The organism is Bacillus sp. FJAT-26390 (assembly GCF_001682865.1).
Taxonomy (GTDB): domain Bacteria; phylum Bacillota; class Bacilli; order Paenibacillales; family Paenibacillaceae; genus Pristimantibacillus.
In genome coordinates this window covers 42728-58290 of record NZ_MAQX01000036.1, presented here as the reverse complement: position 1 = coordinate 58290, position 15563 = coordinate 42728, and the positions used below count along the sequence as shown (strand labels likewise).

Here is a 15563-nt window from a genome sequence, read left to right as displayed (position 1 = left end):
ATGAAAGCTCATTTAAATCGTTATATTCAATATTTACGCTTGGAGAGAGGGTTGTCAGCAAATACTCTTTCATCATATGAACGGGATTTGAATCAATTTATTTCATATGTGCAAGAGCTTGGTCTAATAGAGATTGCCGATGTGCAGAGACATCATATTTCAAGGTATATGCTGCATTTGAAGGAACAGGGAAGGAAGGCTGCGACGCTGTCACGCCATATTGTTTCTGTGCGTGCCTTTTTTCACTATTTAATAACGGAAGGGATTATAGTGAATAATCCGTCCATTTATATGGAAGCGCCGAAGCAAGAGAAAAAACCTCCGAGCATTTTGAGCGTCGATGACACGAGCGCACTCCTTGAAACGCCAAACAGTGCAAGCGCCGCTGGCAAGCGGGATAGAGCGATGCTGGAGCTCATTTATGCAACAGGCATCCGTGTTACTGAGCTTGTATCGCTTAATCTGGAGCATATTAATATGCAGCTTGGATTTGTGCAGTGCATTGGCACGAACCAGAAGGAGAGGCTCGTTCCGTTCGGAAGGTTAGCCGCTGAAGCATTAACGGATTATTTGCAGTCGGGCAGAGATGAACTAACTTCGCTGAGAGAGTCGCAGTCGGCGTTATTTCTAAATCATTTGGGCACGAGATTGACAAGGCAAGGATTTTGGAAGACGATTAAGAAGCATGCAAAGGAAGCCGGGATTGCGGAGGAGATTACGCCTCATACGCTTAGGCATTCGGTTGCGGCACATTTGTTGGATAATGGCGCGGATATTCGTGCGGTGCAGGAGCTGCTTGGGCATGCGGACATTTCGACAACGCTCAAGTATACGCAGATTCCCAAAACGCGCATGAAGGAAACCTATAACCGTGCGCATCCGCGAGCTTAATGAGCAAGCGAGATGCATCCACCTACAGAGGAGGGAATTATACATATGAAATTTGATCGTATTGCCGTTATCGTTTTGGACAGCGTGGGAATAGGCGAGCTTCCTGATGCAGCTGCATTTGGGGATGTGGGCTCGCATACGCTTGGACATATTGTAGAGAGAGTGCCTGGAACAAAGCTTCCGAATTTGCGTAGATGGGGATTGGACCGTATAGCGTCCATTCATGATTGGAAGCCGTCAGAAGAGGCTCCGGCTGCTTATTATGGCAAAATGGCCGAGGTGTCAGTTGGCAAGGATACGATGACTGGCCACTGGGAGCTGATGGGACTTGAACTAACCGTTCCGTTCCAAACTTTTCCTGAGGGCTTTCCGCCTGAGCTGCTGGGACCGTTCGAGGAACGCACAGGCCGCAAAGTGATTGGCAACAAACCCGCGAGCGGCACGGACATTTTGGATGAGCTCGGAGCAGAGCAAATGGAGACCGGGGCATGGATCGTTTATACATCGGCCGATAGCGTCTTTCAAATCGCGGCGCATGAGGATATCATCCCGCTTGATGAGCTGTACCGCGCTTGCGAAATCGCGAGAGAGCTGACGATGGATGACCGCTTTACGGTTGGCCGCGTTATTGCAAGGCCTTATTTAGGCAAGCCGGGCGATTTCAAACGTACGCCGAACCGTCATGATTATGCGGTGAAGCCGCCTCAGCCTACTGTTTTGAACGCATTAAAGGACGCCGGTTTCGATTCGATTGCAGTCGGGAAAATCAATGATATCTTTGATGGAGAAGGCATTACAGCCTCCTTGCCGACCAAAAGCAACGTTGACGGCATCGAAAAAACGATTGAGCAGCTAAAGCAGCCATTCAAAGGATTGCTGTTCACAAATCTAGTTGAATTTGATTCGCTATACGGGCATCGCCGTGATCCAGTTGGCTATGCCTCTGCTTTGGAGGAATTTGATCTTGCCGTTCCCGAATTGGAGAGTCAGCTAGGCGAGCGGGACTTATTGATCGTAACCGCTGACCACGGGAATGATCCCGTTCATCCAGGTACGGATCATACGCGCGAATACGTTCCTATTTTATTGTATAGCCCATCGTTTAAGCAGCCTCGTCAGCTTAGCATCCGTTCGACCTTCTCTGATCTTGGGGCGACGATCGCCGAAAACTTCGGTGTGCAAGCACCTCCGAACGGGACAAGCTTTTTGTCCGAGCTATAATCTCAAGAAATTTAGGAAGCACTAGTTACAATCTGGCATTTACCTTAGGAGGAATTATAATGAGTTCGATTACAGCAGCAGGTCTAACTGCAGCACATATTAAAGAAGCGGCAAATTTTATCGAGGCACAAACGGAGCAAAGACCAGAAATCGGATTGATTATGGGCTCAGGCCTTGGCGTATTAGGCGATCATTTGGAAAGTGCTGTGACGATTCAATATCAAGATATCCCGCACTTTCCGATTTCTACGGTTGAAGGTCATGCAGGCGAGCTGCTGATCGGAACGCTTTCCGGTAAAACAGTAATTCTAATGCGCGGACGTTTTCACATGTATGAAGGATACGGCCCGGAGCTGACCGCATTTCCGGTACGCGTCATGAAGGCGCTTGGCGTCAAAACATTGCTCGTTACAAATGCAGCTGGCGGCGTGAATACGGATTATGAAGCGGGCAATCTCATGCTGATTTCCGATCATCTCAATATGACAGGCAAAAACCCTTTGATTGGTCCAAATGACAATGAGCTTGGCGTTCGTTTCCCTGATATGTCCGAAGCCTACAGCAAGCGTCTGCGCGCAATCGCTCGCGATATTGCAACAGCACAAGGCATTACGCTTCGCGAAGGGGTGTACGCGGGTCTTCTTGGACCAACGTATGAAACGCCTGCAGAAATTCGAATGCTGAGAGTAATCGGTGCTGATGCTGTCGGAATGTCGACTGTTGCCGAAGTCATTGCAGCGCGCCATTCGGGAATCGAAGTAGTTGGCATTTCGTGTATAAGCAATATGGCCGCGGGTATTTTGGATCAACCGTTGTCGCATGCTGAGGTCATGGAAACAACTGAACGCGTCAAGTCCCAATTTTTGGGACTAGTTAACGCGTTAATTGCTGCTATGTAATGTTTTTTGTAACACAATTGTAATAATTGCGTCGACTCAATATGACAGTGTTTTTTTGCGTTTCGTCGTATAATGTCCATGATTAAAGAAAGATGGAGTGGACAAAGCCCATGGACAAGCAATTAATCACGCAGATGGAGCAGTTGCGTAAAAAGATGATTGAAGCTGCTCTATTGAATGAAAGCCTTCAGCATTTGGACGTGCTCGTGCTAAGCCAATCTCTTGATGAGATTATTGTCCAGGTGCAAAGGGAACGACGCGCGTTATAAACAAATCAATAACGGGCAGGCGAATGGAGAGGGAACTATGCGGTCGGTAGATCTTATTCAGAAGAAAAGAGATGGCGGCGAGCTGACCGCTTCGGAGTTAACATTTTTGATAGACGGATACTCTCGCGGCGACATACCGGATTACCAGCTCTCAGCATGGGCGATGGCCGTGTTTTTCCAAGGAATGACGCCAAGGGAGACAGCGGCGCTGACGCTTGCAATGGCTAATTCTGGCGATCAGGTTGATCTCGGTCCAATCAGCGGGATTAAAGTGGATAAACATAGTACGGGCGGCGTTGGCGATAAGACAACGTTAATTCTTGCGCCATTAGTCGCTTCGGTTGGCATTCCCGTTGCGAAGATGTCCGGACGCGGCTTAGGCCATACCGGCGGCACGATCGATAAGCTTGAATCTATCGAAGGCTTTCGGACGGAGCTCTCGCGCGAGAAGTTCATGACACAGGTAAATGAGATTGGACTAGCTGTTATCGGCCAAAGCGGGAATCTTGCGCCGGCAGATAAGAAGCTATATGCGCTCCGCGACGTTACAGCTACCGTGGAGTCTATTCCGCTTATTGCAAGCTCGGTTATGAGCAAAAAGATTGCCGCGGGTGCTGATGCGATCGTGCTCGATGTAAAAACGGGCAGCGGCGCGTTTATGAAGACGCTCGAGGATTCTGAGCAGCTTGCTCAAGCGATGGTTAACATTGGTACCGAAGTTGGCCGACATACGGCTGCAGTTATCAGCGATATGGATCAGCCGCTTGGTTTTGCGATAGGGAACGCGCTAGAGGTTCAGGAATCGATTGATACGCTTAAAGGCAACGGACCGGAGGATCTCACGGAACTTTGTTTGACACTAGGTGCCCATATGGTTGTGCTAGGCGGGAAGTCAGATTCCGTGGAAACGGCGAAGGAACTGCTGCGCGCCCAGATTGAAAGCGGAGCAGCCTTAGCGAAGTTCAAAGCATTTTTGGCTGCCCAGGGCGGCGACGCAGCAGTTGTCGATGATTTTTCGAAGCTGCCGCAAGCACCTGCAATTATTGAGGTAACGGCAGCTTCCTCTGGTTTTGTCAATGCGATTGAAGCGGAGCAGCTAGGCCTTGCTGCCATGCTGCTTGGAGCAGGACGAGCAACCAAAGACGCAACGATCGATTATGCGGTAGGCGTTACGCTTCGCAAGAAGGTTGGCGATTCCGTGGAATCCGGCGAGACGCTTGCGCTCCTCCATGTTCGGGAAGCGAATGAATCGGCGAGAGAGGTCGCTGAACGGGTTCGCCATGCGTATACGATTCAAGCAAATCAACCAGCGGCGCGTCCGCTGTTGTTATCCGTTATTACGGCGGATGGTATTACTCGCTATAACTAACTTATAAAATTCAAAAATCCGTCCCAGTCATGGGGCGGATTTTTTTGTTGTCCATTTCCGTCTAGCTAATGGAATAATTTCCAACTTAAGAGTCAACACTAAAAAGAGAAATATAAGCGAAGTGTGCCGCAATAAAATTCAGGAGGAGATCTCGTTGAAAAATCGTTCTATCAAGCTATGTATACTAATTCTCGCATTTGCGCTTGCGCTTCCGGCGGCCGCGTTTGCCGCTGTGGAGCCAACACCGGCCCCAGGGCCCAAGCCATCAGCTCCGAATCAATCGCCTTCCGCCAATTTGGCGGCATCGGCTCGTTCCGCCATTTTAATGGATGCAGATAGCGGGACGGTTATTTATGAAAAAAATAGCCATGATAAGCTTCCGCCAGCTAGTATCACGAAAATTATGACGCTGCTTCTCATTATGGAGGCGCTTGATGACGGAAAAATCAAGCTGTCTGATAAGGTACAGACAAGTGAGTATGCCGCTTCTATGGGCGGCTCCCAAATCTTCCTTGAGCCGGGAGAAGAGATGAGCGTTGACGATATGATTAAAGGGATAGCGCTTGCCTCAGGCAACGATGCCTCCGTCGCCATGGCAGAGAAGCTGGCTGGCACGGAGCAGCAATTCGTAGCGATGATGAATGAGCGGGCGCGGCAGCTCGGCATGAACGATACGCAGTTTTCCAATCCAAACGGCTTGCCGGTTGCGAATCATTTTTCCTCGGCACATGACATTGCGGTGATGTCGAGGGAGCTGCTCAAGCATTCGGAAGTTACTAAATATACTGGCTTGTATCAGGATTATTTGCGCAAATCGTCGGAAAAGCCTTTCTGGCTTGTCAATACGAATAAGCTGGTTCGTTTTTATAGCGGTGCGGACGGTCTGAAGACGGGCTTCACGAGCGAAGCGAAATATTGTTTGTCCGCTACGGCTAAACGCGATAACATGCGCGTCATCGCAGTCGTAATGGGCGAGCCGGACACCAAAACGAGAAACGCGGAAGTATCCCAGATGTTTGACTACACATTCGCGCAATATATGAACCATTCGATCATTAAGGAAGGCGAATCGATGGGGACGCTGAAAATTGAGAAGGGCGTAGCACCAGAGCTCCCGCTTGTTGCTAAGCATGCGTACAGCGTGCTTCTTAAAAAAGGCAGCCAAACGAAGGATATCCGCTACGAGCTGAAAATTAACGGCCCTCTCAAAGCTCCGGTCCAGATCGGGCAGCCAATCGGCAAGCTTGTCGTCTATCAAGGCGATCAGGTGCTCAAGGAATTTGATGTGGATGCGCCGCTCTCGGTTGAACGGGCGGGCTGGTGGAAACTGTTGAAACGTTCCTTCTCCGGGTTGTTTGCTTAATAGTGTACGGTTTCTTCTAGATTACAGCGCATTTTTTGTCAGCTGTTAGCGGTATGCTTCTAGTTTTGTCGGCATGCAGGAAATGGTTGCCGCGGCGGAGAATTGCTAGTTCTATCTCGGCAAGTGTAATCGTTTGTATCTTGTAGCTTGAAGACCAGCAAACGTTGCACGGTGGAAATGTAAGGAAGGGAAATAACGTTTGGCTTATTCTTTCTTATGTTTGAAAAAACCTAGAGGAGATGAACAGCATAATGAGTCTGCAAGCAGAATTGGAGCAATACCGCAATGTGCTGATCGTGAGGCTTCGGGGAGAGCTGGATCACCATACAGCCGATGTCGTGCGCTATAAAATGGAAGAGGCTCTTCTTCGGGGCAGCAGCGAGCATGTCATCCTAAGCTTGAAGGAGCTGCAATTTATGGATAGCTCCGGACTTGGCGTTATTCTGGGCAGGTACAAGCAAGTGAAGAGCAAGGGCGGCAAAATGGTCGTTTGTGACGTAAATCCGAATGTCCATCGCTTATTCGAGATGTCGGGCCTATTCAAAATATTGACGATTCACGAAAACGAACGTACCGCAATTTCCAGTTTGGAGGTGGTGTCATGAACGGTTCCAATGAAATGACGCTTTCCTTCAGCGCCCGCTCGGAGAACGAAGCCTTCGCACGAATTGCGGTCGCTGCATTTGTGTCACAGCTTGATCCGACGCTCGAGGAGCTGAACGATTTGAAGACGGCTGTGTCTGAGGCAGTGACGAATGCGATTATTCACGGCTACGAGAGCGATTCTTCCTGCAGCGTAACGATCGAGGCGAAAATCGAGGGCGATTCCGTCTCCATCACCGTATCGGACAGCGGCAAAGGGATTGAAGACCTTGAGCTGGCTCGTCAGCCGCTCTATACGTCGAAGCCGGAGCTAGAGCGCTCTGGCATGGGCTTTACGATCATGGAAAACTTTATGGACCATTTCGAGGTTTCGAGTAGGGTGGATGGCGGAACTCGCGTAGCGATGCTGAAGAGAATCGAATCGAAAAAAGCGCTCTACAATTAGCGTATAGGGGTTGAACCTCATGGATGTCAATCTAAAGCAGACGGCCCAGCCATACTTGGATGACGCAGAAGTAAAGCGGCTTATTGCGTTAAGTCAGTCCGGCGATACGCTTGCAAGGGATACACTCGTACAGTGCAATATCCGGCTTGTCTGGTCGGTCGTGCAGCGTTTTATCAACCGTGGCTATGAGCCCGAGGATTTGTTCCAAATCGGCTGTATCGGATTGCTAAAGTCAGTAGACAAATTCGATTTGTCCTACGATGTAAAGTTTTCCACTTATGCGGTGCCGATGATCATTGGGGAAATTCAGCGGTTCCTGCGCGATGATGGTACGTTGAAGGTCAGCAGATCCCTCAAGGAAACCGCCAATAAGGTGCGTAAAATGAAGGATGAGCTGTCCAAAACGTTAGGTCGCTTGCCAACCATTAGCGAGGTTGCGGAACGGCTTGGCATTACGCCTGAGGACGTTGTTTTCGCTCAGGAAGCGAATAAGCCTCCGACCTCCATTCACGAAACGGTGTTTGAGAATGACGGCGACCCCATCACACTGATGGATCAAATAGCGGATGAATCTCAGGATCGGTGGTTCGACAAGCTAGCGCTGGTTGAAGCCATCGAAGGTCTGAGCGAGCGCGAACGGTTAATCGTGTATTTGCGTTATTATCGAGACAAGACGCAATCCGAAGTAGCCAGCAGGCTGGGAATATCACAGGTGCAAGTATCACGGCTAGAGAAAAAAATACTGCAGTCCATCAGAGACCAAATCGCCCTTTGAGGCGATTTGGTTTTTTCTATTTTTTACCTCATATTCAATGAGTATCCGAATCCTCCTTTTCTCATACTAAAAGGGAAACAAACACCAAAGCCTATATGCAGAAGGGAAGCTGACAGATGGCAACATCCAAGCATTCGGTCCTCTATCTGCGTTTGAAAAAACGAATCTATACGAAACCGAATCAACGGGTCTCTTTGGGGCAGGCAGCCAGGCTTCTAGCTGAAGATGATGTGCTTGAGAGACGGCTGAAGGAGCTTGTTCTGTACGAGCACAAAAGCGCAGACGGCAACCGCGTCGTGATCGACCTGCTGCAGATCGTCAAAGCAATCAGGCAGATGGTGCCGGATTTGACGGTTGAAGCTTATGGAGATCCTCAGGTACTGGTCATGGTAGCGGAGAAGCCGGTTAAGCCGCGAATTGCGGTGCTCGTTTTTGCGTGGCTGCTCTTATTTTTTGGAGCGGGACTCGCCATTATGAACTTCCATACGGACGTCAGCATGAAGGAGGTTCACATTCGGATTGTTGAGCTGATTACCGGGAAGCGAACGGAGCATCCGCTATGGTTTCAAATCCCTTATTCGCTCGGAATCGGGCTTGGAATGGTGCTGTTTTTCAATCACCTGTTCCGCAAACGGTTCAATGAGGAGCCGAATCCCCTTGAGGTCGAGCTATATATGTATCAGGAAAACGTGAATGCCTACGTCATTGCTGATGAAATGCGCAAAAAGTCGGATTACGACCAGACAAATGGTAACAAGCATGATTAATACATTATCCAACGTCTTTGTCGCTCTGCTTGGTTTGGCAGGCGGTCTTGCGGTAGGCAGCGGACTGGTGGCACTGCTAATCGTGCTTGATCTGATTCCGCGCCTGGCACAGGTGGCCAATGCTTACCGCATGTCGGTATGGTTTGAGACGGCGGTTATTAGCGGCTCGTTATATTGGACGTTCGCAGATTTTATGAATTGGCGATTAATGCTGCCTTCCGGCGTTTTTTTGAGCGGTGCGGGATTAATCGATGGCATGTTTGTCGGCATGCTGGCCGCCGCGCTGACGGAGGTAATGAACGTTCTTCCTATTTTGGCCAAAAGGATGAATCTATCGGCTTACATGGTTGGACTTGTAATGGCGATGGTACTGGGGAAAACGCTTGGGTCTCTATTCGATTGGCTTGTTTTTCAGTGGTAGCTTATAAACGACGAGGTGACGGAATATGAAGGATCATCATTCAGAACATGGTCATGAAGACGGAGATAGCCAAGAAGCATCCTACGCACAGATTTCCGGAGAACAGCAGCAGCGGGAGGAGTCGGGTTCATCACGCGATGAAGCCTCCGCCGCGCATACAGAGAAGAGGCCAAGAATAGGGAAGTCTGCTACTCATAAAGTGGGGGAGGAGGACAAATCTCCGATTCCTGATGACTTGGATGAAGTGCTCTCCCGCTTGGAGCATGAGATCGGTTATAAAACAAGCTTCGATGTGGTCGTCAGGGAGATGACGTTCGGCGAGAAGAAAACGGCGATGCTCTGCATGAATGGTTTAGTGAAGGATACCGTGCTGACAGAGGTGCTCAAGCGTTTGACCTTCTTGCAGCCAGAGGATTTGTCCGCTCATGCGTTTCATTCATTCCTTGATTTGTACGTCCCGGCAGCCCAGGTGACGAAGGAAGCGGATTGGAACAACATGCTCACGGGCGTAATGTCCGGCGTGACCGCTTTTTTTATAGACGGGGAATCATGGGTCATCATGATAGACGCGAAGTCCTTCCCTTCAAGGGGGCCGGAGGAGCCGTCGCTAGAGAAGGTTGTACGCGGCAGCAGGGACGGCTTTGTAGAGACGTTGATGGTCAACGTTTCACTTGTCCGCAGGCGACTCCGCGATCCGCAGCTTCGCTATGAAATTGTAAGAGTAGGCGAGCGAACGCAGACCGATGTATGTATCGCTTATATTAATGATATCGTCGACCAAGAGCTTCTTAAATCGATTAAAGATAAAATTTCAATGGTGAAAATAGACGGCTTGCCGCTTGCGGACAAGCAGCTCGAAGAGTCTACCGTAAAGCGCGGATGGAACCCGTTCCCCCTTGTACGGTATTCGGAGAGGCCCGATACGGTAGCGGCGCATTTGCTTGAAGGTTACGTGGCGGTATTCGTTGATACTTCGCCAAGCGTGATGACCCTTCCGACGACGTATGCCGATCTCATGCAGCATGCGGAGGAAAACCGCCAAACTCCGTTTATCGGCACCTATTTGCGCTGGGTGAGATTTATCGGCATTTTTGCTTCTTTGTTCATGCTGCCCCTTTGGCTTCTGTTTGTTATGCATCCGGAGCTGAAGCCGCCTGCGCTTGAATTTCTAGGACCTAATAAAACGGCAAAGCTGCCGCTCGTCGTTCAGTTTCTCCTCGCCGAGATCGGTGTCGATCTGCTGAGGATGGCTTCGGTGCATACGCCAACCTCGCTCGCAACGGCGATGTCGCTCGTAGCTGCGATTTTAATCGGCGATATTGCGGTAAAGACCGGTATTTTTGTCAATGAGGTTATTTTGTATATGGCAGTAGCCGCAATCGGCATGTTTGCCACGCCAAGCTATGAGCTGGGGCTTGCGAATCGAATCGTGCGACTCGTGCTGATTGTGTCGGTGTCTGCCTTCAGTGTGCCTGGCTTCGTCATTGCGACGACTGCCATATTGCTGATGCTGGTGATGGAGCGCTCATTCAACCGTCCGTACATGTGGCCGTTCATCCCGTTTGACTTGAAGGCGCTGTGGAGCATCCTTATACGCCAGCCGGTGCTGTACAACCGGACGCGTCCAAATAACCTGAGAGCGCAGCAGATCGATAAGATGCCTAAAACCGAGTAGATTCACAAAATGCAAATGAAATGTTGATTTATCCATTTCGCAGTGCGGGTAGATTGCGTTATACTGATGCTATTGATGCAAATTCTATCCGTTCTATCTGCATGCAGATAGAAGAAAGCTGAGGGGAAATTATGTACCTGCATGGAACTAGTAAAATTAACACTAAAGGACATTTGGAAATTGGCGGTTGTGATGTAGCTGATTTGGCTGCACAATTTGGAACGCCACTATATATCGTGGACGAGGCACTTGTACGTCAGCGTGCGAGCGAGTATGTTGAAGCATTCAAGGCTTCCGGCCTTCGTTTCCAAGTCGCTTATGCAAGCAAAGCGTTCAGCGTAATGGCTATGTGCGCGATTGCTGAGCAAGAGGGGCTATCGCTGGATGTCGTGTCCGACGGCGAACTGTACACAGCTATGCAAGCGGGTTTCCCGGCGGAGCGCATTCATTTCCACGGCAACAACAAAACGCCTGAAGAAATCAACATGGCGCTTGATGCAGGCATTGGCTGCTTCGTAGTAGACAATTTCATGGAGCTTCAACTGCTTAACGCACTTGCAGGCGACAAAGGCAAAAAAGTGAATATTTTGCTTCGCATTACGCCAGGCGTAGAAGCCCATACGCATGATTACATCTCTACAGGCCAACAGGATTCTAAGTTCGGCTTTGACCTTGGAAATGGCGCAGCAAAACAAGCTATTCAAGAAGCTCTTGCTTTGCCTAACCTTGTTATTTTGGGCGTTCACTCCCATATCGGTTCGCAAATTTTCGAAGTAGAAGGTTTCCGTATGGCTGTGGACAAGGTTGCTGATTTCGCGGTTTCGATCCGCAACGAGCTTGACCTGACATTTAAAGTAATCAACCTTGGCGGCGGCTTCGGCATTCGTTATGTTGAAGGCGATACTCCGCTTCCAATTGCTGAATATGTTGCAGCCATTACGGGTGCGATTATTACGAACTTTACAAACGCAGAATTCCCATTGCCTGAGATTTGGGTAGAGCCGGGCCGCAGCATGGTAGGCGATGCAGGAACGACTTTGTATACAGTGGGCACTAGCAAAAACATTCCTGGCGTTCGCAAATATATCGCTGTTGACGGCGGCATGACGGACAACCCTCGCCCAGCGCTTTACCAATCGAAATACGAGGCTGTGCTTGCCAACCGTGCGAATGATGCAGCAGAAGAAACCGTTTCTATCGCGGGCAAATGCTGTGAAAGCGGCGATATGCTGATTTGGGATTTGGAATTGCCTAAAGCCGAAAATGGCGATTTGCTTGCTGTTTTCTGTACAGGTGCTTATAATTATGCAATGGCGAGCAACTATAACCGCATCCGTCGTCCTGCTGTCGTTTTTGTTAAAGACGGCCAGGCTGACCTTGCAGTTAAACGTGAATCGCTTGAAAATATCGTATGTAACGACGTCATTCCGGCAAGACTTCAAAAATCACCGCTTGCGAAATAAGGGCGATATTGGTAACGTAGTCTTATCTGGATAAAAGAAAGGTAGATGCAGCAATGGCAAAACAAGCAAAAATCACACTAGCAAACGGCGGAGAAGTTCTAATCGATCTATTCGATCAAGACGCGCCAAATACAGTAGCAAACTTCGAGAAGCTTGCTAACGAAGGCTTCTACAACGGTCTTACTTTCCACCGTGTTATCCCTGGTTTCGTTGCACAAGGCGGTTGCCCGAACGGAACTGGTACAGGCGGTCCTGGTTACACAATCAATTGTGAAATCAATCCGAACAAGCATGAGCGCGGAACGCTTGCTATGGCACATGCTGGCCGTAACACAGGCGGCAGCCAATTCTATATCGGTTACGCTCCACAGCCGCATTTGGATGGCGGACATACTGTTTTCGGTAAAGTATCGAAGGGTATGGAGTTTGTTGATGCTTTCAAAGGCGGAGACAAAATGGAAAAGGTTGAAGTTGAAACGATTTAGTGTTAAGATACTAACTATAATTATGTAAGTGCAGCTTTCCTTCGGGGTCAGAAAAGAGTATCCCGATACAATAAAAACCGCCAATCCCTTGATATATAAAGGATTAGGCGGTTTTTTATTTGCCTTAAAAAAGGCTTTGGTAGGGTGTTTGGTAGGGAATCGGTAATAATAAAATGCCGTGACTTGACACGACATGAGTTAATTCAATAATTTGTCTAACGATTTAACGGCTTCTTCCTGCATGTTAGGCAGCATATGCGAGTACGTATCAAGTGTTATTGATATTGATGAATGACCTAACAATTCCTGTACGACCTTTGGATGTGTTCCGTTACTGAGTAACAGGGAGGCACATGTATGTCTCAGGTCATGAAACTTGATGTAGCGCATTTCAGTCTTCTTGATAACCCCGTTCCAAAACTTTGTGAAATTACCAATGCTGATTGGATCGCCATTTGTTTGGCATATTACCAAGTCCAAATCTTTGTAGTTCTTCTGTGCATGCTCCAGTTCGCTTAGATTTCGGTATCTCTCCACAGCACCCCAACGTTCTTGAACAATCATAGCCCTGTGCTTCTTGAGTTCGCTTATCACGAATGGTGAAAGCGTGATTGAACGAGATGCATTTACACTCTTACCACCGTCCTTGATACGTCCTCGCGGCTTCAAAGTCTGCCTTATCGACAATATGCCATTATCAAGATCGACGTCAGACCATCGCAGCCCGGTTATCTCTCCGCGACGCATGCCTGTATAAACCGCGATTACGAAAAGGATTTTGAATCTGTGGTCAAGCTTGCTAAAGAATTGTTTAACCTCATCTTTGGTCCAATAATCATGATTTACTTTATTAACCTTTGGAACAGAGCCCTTGTCCATCGAATCAAAAGGGTCGATATTAATCAAGCCTTCGATTTTGGCAGCTCCGAAAGCGGTCTGCACAATGTTGTAAATCTTTTTGATGGTTCCCTCGGAAAGATTCTTCCCATTTTCTTGTTTGTATTCTTGGAGAAACTTGATCAAAGACTTTATATCTTTAACACCGAACTTCTGGACAAGAACTTTTCCAACTGCTGGATTGATATGAACTTTGAGATGGCTTTCGTATGTCTCCCTTGTTTCCGGAGAAATGTCTTGCTTGTCTTTGAGCCATTGCGGCAAATAGTCTTCAACAGTCAATTTCGAGGGATCGAGATACGTTCCTTTGTCCCACTCAACACGCGCCAGACGTTCAGCTTCCCTCGCTGCAGTCTTCCCAGTAAACCCTCGTTCCTTGATTGTCTTACGCTTCCCATTTCGGTCCTTAACTTCAAAAGCATAGTACCAGTGTTCTTTTCCGCTTTTGGTATAAGGATATATCGGCATGATTAATCCTCCTGCTCTTTTTCGTATTCAATCAATTCGTTTACATTTTCAATTTCAAGCGCCACCATAATTTTATTAAGATTATCTGGCGACCAAGCTTTGGAATCGTTATTACACATATCAAGGACAGTTGGATAACGGATACCTGTCAACTTGGATAGTTGATTTGGATTCATATGTCGATCATGCAATAGCTTATCAATTTTTAATCTTAGCATGCTTATCACCTCAATCTCATTATAATACGAATATCGTAACAATGTCTACGAAAATCGTAATTAATTATACGAAAATCGTTGACATATATACGAATATCGTATATAATAAGAATATAAGGAGGTGAGAACAAGATGGCCAAAAAGAAAAAGAAACAGCAAGTAGATAATCGAGCAGTAATCATCACGCTAGTGAGTGCAATCATTAGCCTGATAAACTCGACAATCGCCCTCATCATCACACTCAGCCACTAAGCAGTACCCGAAGCCTTGGCTCCGAAAGGAGCCTTGGTCTAGGGGATGGTGAAATATAAGGGTGCTGTTTCTTTCTCTTTAAAAATTATATCACAAAGGGGATGGATATATGAAGACGTCCAAAATATTGACAGCAGCCGTTATTATTAGCATCGCGGCGTTGGTCATTAGTTTAGTAGCCCTTACAATAACTTTGGTTAGATAACCGCCTGAAGAGCGCGTAAGCGCCTTGGACCTGTTGCGGAATAGGTTGAAACCATATCGTTGAAAATAACGGTATGGTCGCGGATCTCCGCCACGAGCCGGCCGTGCATGGCTGGCCTTTACATATATTGTTCTTTGACAATTTCAATGATTTGTTAGTAATGGTACATAATTGGCAATTAAAAGTAAAAAGCGCCATTTCTTGTCATGCGGGCGCCACCTATAAGTGAGAAGACAAACGAGAGCAGCACCCGACACACTAACATGCTCATTCCGGCAGTAGGCAGGCTTCGAGCCATAAGGACTCCTAAAATCCGCAAGGGTACTTCTGCGGGCATGCTGCTCTTTTGGTTTCTTTAGATCATATACAACAATTGTTGTTGGAGGTGATCGGTCATCTCTTCACCTGACGCTCAGATTTGCCGCGAGAACAAATGTTTGGTGTTCTGCCTCGTAACAGGACACTAAAATACAAAGTCTCTTAAAATGTCATTGTGAGCGTCTAGTGATGTGTGTTCTTTTTCGCTAAATCAACCAGCGTGGATTAAGCGACGACTCAGCCAGCTCCGCAGGGTCGGTAGGCTACCGAGTACTTGATGAGGGGGAAACCTTCATTCTGGTGACACAGCCTGCGGAGTAAAAACAAATTAAGAAAAAGGCTTATGAGGACAATAGTCTGAGGCCGCTGAAATCTCATTCCGAGGATGGCGCATCGGCGGTAGGCGCATGTAATAAATTACCGCTCTCTGATATGCGGACATGGTATAAAGGTGTGCTGCAGCATTCCAAGCTGCTGATGTGGGTTCGAGTCCCGCTGTTCGCTTACAATTAAAAAAGTCAAGACTGTATTTAAGAACATCTGTTCGCATATAATAAGA

The 15563-nt window shown here is 48.0% G+C and carries 16 protein-coding genes and 1 tRNA gene; 15 read left to right on the top strand and 2 right to left on the bottom strand.

Annotation, left to right across the window (positions count from 1 at the left end; translation table 11 throughout):
• From xerD to A7975_RS30835, 14 genes are all read left to right on the top strand, one after another.
• The gene (xerD, locus tag A7975_RS30895) at window positions 1-891 is read left to right on the top strand and encodes a site-specific tyrosine recombinase XerD (protein ID WP_065387725.1); all 891 of its coding nucleotides are present in this window, start codon (window positions 1-3) and stop codon (window positions 889-891) included.
• Between the two features lie 45 nt (window positions 892-936).
• Entirely contained in the window at window positions 937-2112 is a 1176-nt protein-coding gene (deoB, locus tag A7975_RS30890; protein WP_065387724.1) for a phosphopentomutase, read from the top strand.
• A 59-nt stretch (window positions 2113-2171) separates the two neighbouring features.
• Window positions 2172-3011: a purine-nucleoside phosphorylase gene (locus A7975_RS30885; RefSeq protein ID WP_065387723.1), complete on the top strand. Its 840-nt coding sequence runs from the start codon at window positions 2172-2174 to the stop codon at window positions 3009-3011.
• A gap of 110 nt (window positions 3012-3121) precedes the next feature.
• Entirely contained in the window at window positions 3122-3280 is a 159-nt protein-coding gene (locus A7975_RS33415; protein WP_141680465.1) for an aspartyl-phosphate phosphatase Spo0E family protein, read from the top strand.
• Between the two features lie 37 nt (window positions 3281-3317).
• On the top strand, window positions 3318-4649 hold the full coding sequence (locus A7975_RS30880) for a pyrimidine-nucleoside phosphorylase (protein WP_065387722.1): 1332 nt from the start codon (window positions 3318-3320) through the stop codon (window positions 4647-4649).
• Between the two features lie 154 nt (window positions 4650-4803).
• Complete coding sequence (locus A7975_RS30875) at window positions 4804-6012, top strand: D-alanyl-D-alanine carboxypeptidase family protein (RefSeq protein WP_065387721.1); 1209 nt, start codon at window positions 4804-4806, stop codon at window positions 6010-6012.
• Window positions 6013-6263: 251 nt separating this feature from the next.
• A complete protein-coding gene (spoIIAA, locus tag A7975_RS30870; protein ID WP_053376719.1) occupies window positions 6264-6617 on the top strand; it encodes an anti-sigma F factor antagonist in 354 nt (117 codons plus the stop codon).
• Window positions 6614-7060: an anti-sigma F factor gene (gene spoIIAB / locus A7975_RS30865; protein ID WP_053376718.1), complete on the top strand. Its 447-nt coding sequence runs from the start codon at window positions 6614-6616 to the stop codon at window positions 7058-7060. Before spoIIAA ends, spoIIAB begins: the two co-directional genes overlap by 4 nt.
• A gap of 19 nt (window positions 7061-7079) precedes the next feature.
• A complete protein-coding gene (gene sigF / locus A7975_RS30860) occupies window positions 7080-7835 on the top strand; it encodes an RNA polymerase sporulation sigma factor SigF (protein ID WP_053376717.1) in 756 nt (251 codons plus the stop codon).
• Window positions 7836-7951: 116 nt separating this feature from the next.
• Window positions 7952-8602 (top strand): stage V sporulation protein AA, encoded by a 651-nt coding sequence (locus tag A7975_RS30855; RefSeq protein WP_053376716.1) that lies wholly within the window; start codon window positions 7952-7954, stop codon window positions 8600-8602.
• Window positions 8595-9023: a stage V sporulation protein AB gene (locus tag A7975_RS30850; RefSeq protein ID WP_053376715.1), complete on the top strand. Its 429-nt coding sequence runs from the start codon at window positions 8595-8597 to the stop codon at window positions 9021-9023. Before A7975_RS30855 ends, A7975_RS30850 begins: the two co-directional genes overlap by 8 nt.
• 25 nt (window positions 9024-9048) lie before the next feature.
• Window positions 9049-10698: a spore germination protein gene (locus tag A7975_RS30845; protein WP_053376714.1), complete on the top strand. Its 1650-nt coding sequence runs from the start codon at window positions 9049-9051 to the stop codon at window positions 10696-10698.
• A 131-nt stretch (window positions 10699-10829) separates the two neighbouring features.
• Window positions 10830-12161: a diaminopimelate decarboxylase gene (gene lysA / locus A7975_RS30840; RefSeq protein WP_065387720.1), complete on the top strand. Its 1332-nt coding sequence runs from the start codon at window positions 10830-10832 to the stop codon at window positions 12159-12161.
• A 53-nt stretch (window positions 12162-12214) separates the two neighbouring features.
• Complete coding sequence (locus A7975_RS30835) at window positions 12215-12646, top strand: peptidylprolyl isomerase (protein WP_053376712.1); 432 nt, start codon at window positions 12215-12217, stop codon at window positions 12644-12646.
• 198 nt (window positions 12647-12844) lie between these two features.
• On the opposite strand, the gene A7975_RS30830 is transcribed toward A7975_RS30835, so the two are convergent.
• Both A7975_RS30830 and A7975_RS30825 read right to left on the bottom strand, forming a co-directional pair.
• Complete coding sequence (locus tag A7975_RS30830; RefSeq protein ID WP_065387719.1) at window positions 12845-14011, bottom strand: tyrosine-type recombinase/integrase; 1167 nt, start codon at window positions 14009-14011, stop codon at window positions 12845-12847.
• A 2-nt stretch (window positions 14012-14013) separates the two neighbouring features.
• On the bottom strand, window positions 14014-14229 hold the full coding sequence (locus tag A7975_RS30825; RefSeq protein WP_065387718.1) for a helix-turn-helix domain-containing protein: 216 nt from the start codon (window positions 14227-14229) through the stop codon (window positions 14014-14016).
• Between the two features lie 1209 nt (window positions 14230-15438).
• On the opposite strand from A7975_RS30825, the gene A7975_RS30820 reads away from it, so the two are divergent.
• Window positions 15439-15508: transfer RNA gene (locus tag A7975_RS30820), tRNA-Gly, on the top strand.
• Window positions 15509-15563: the final 55 nt, after the last annotated feature.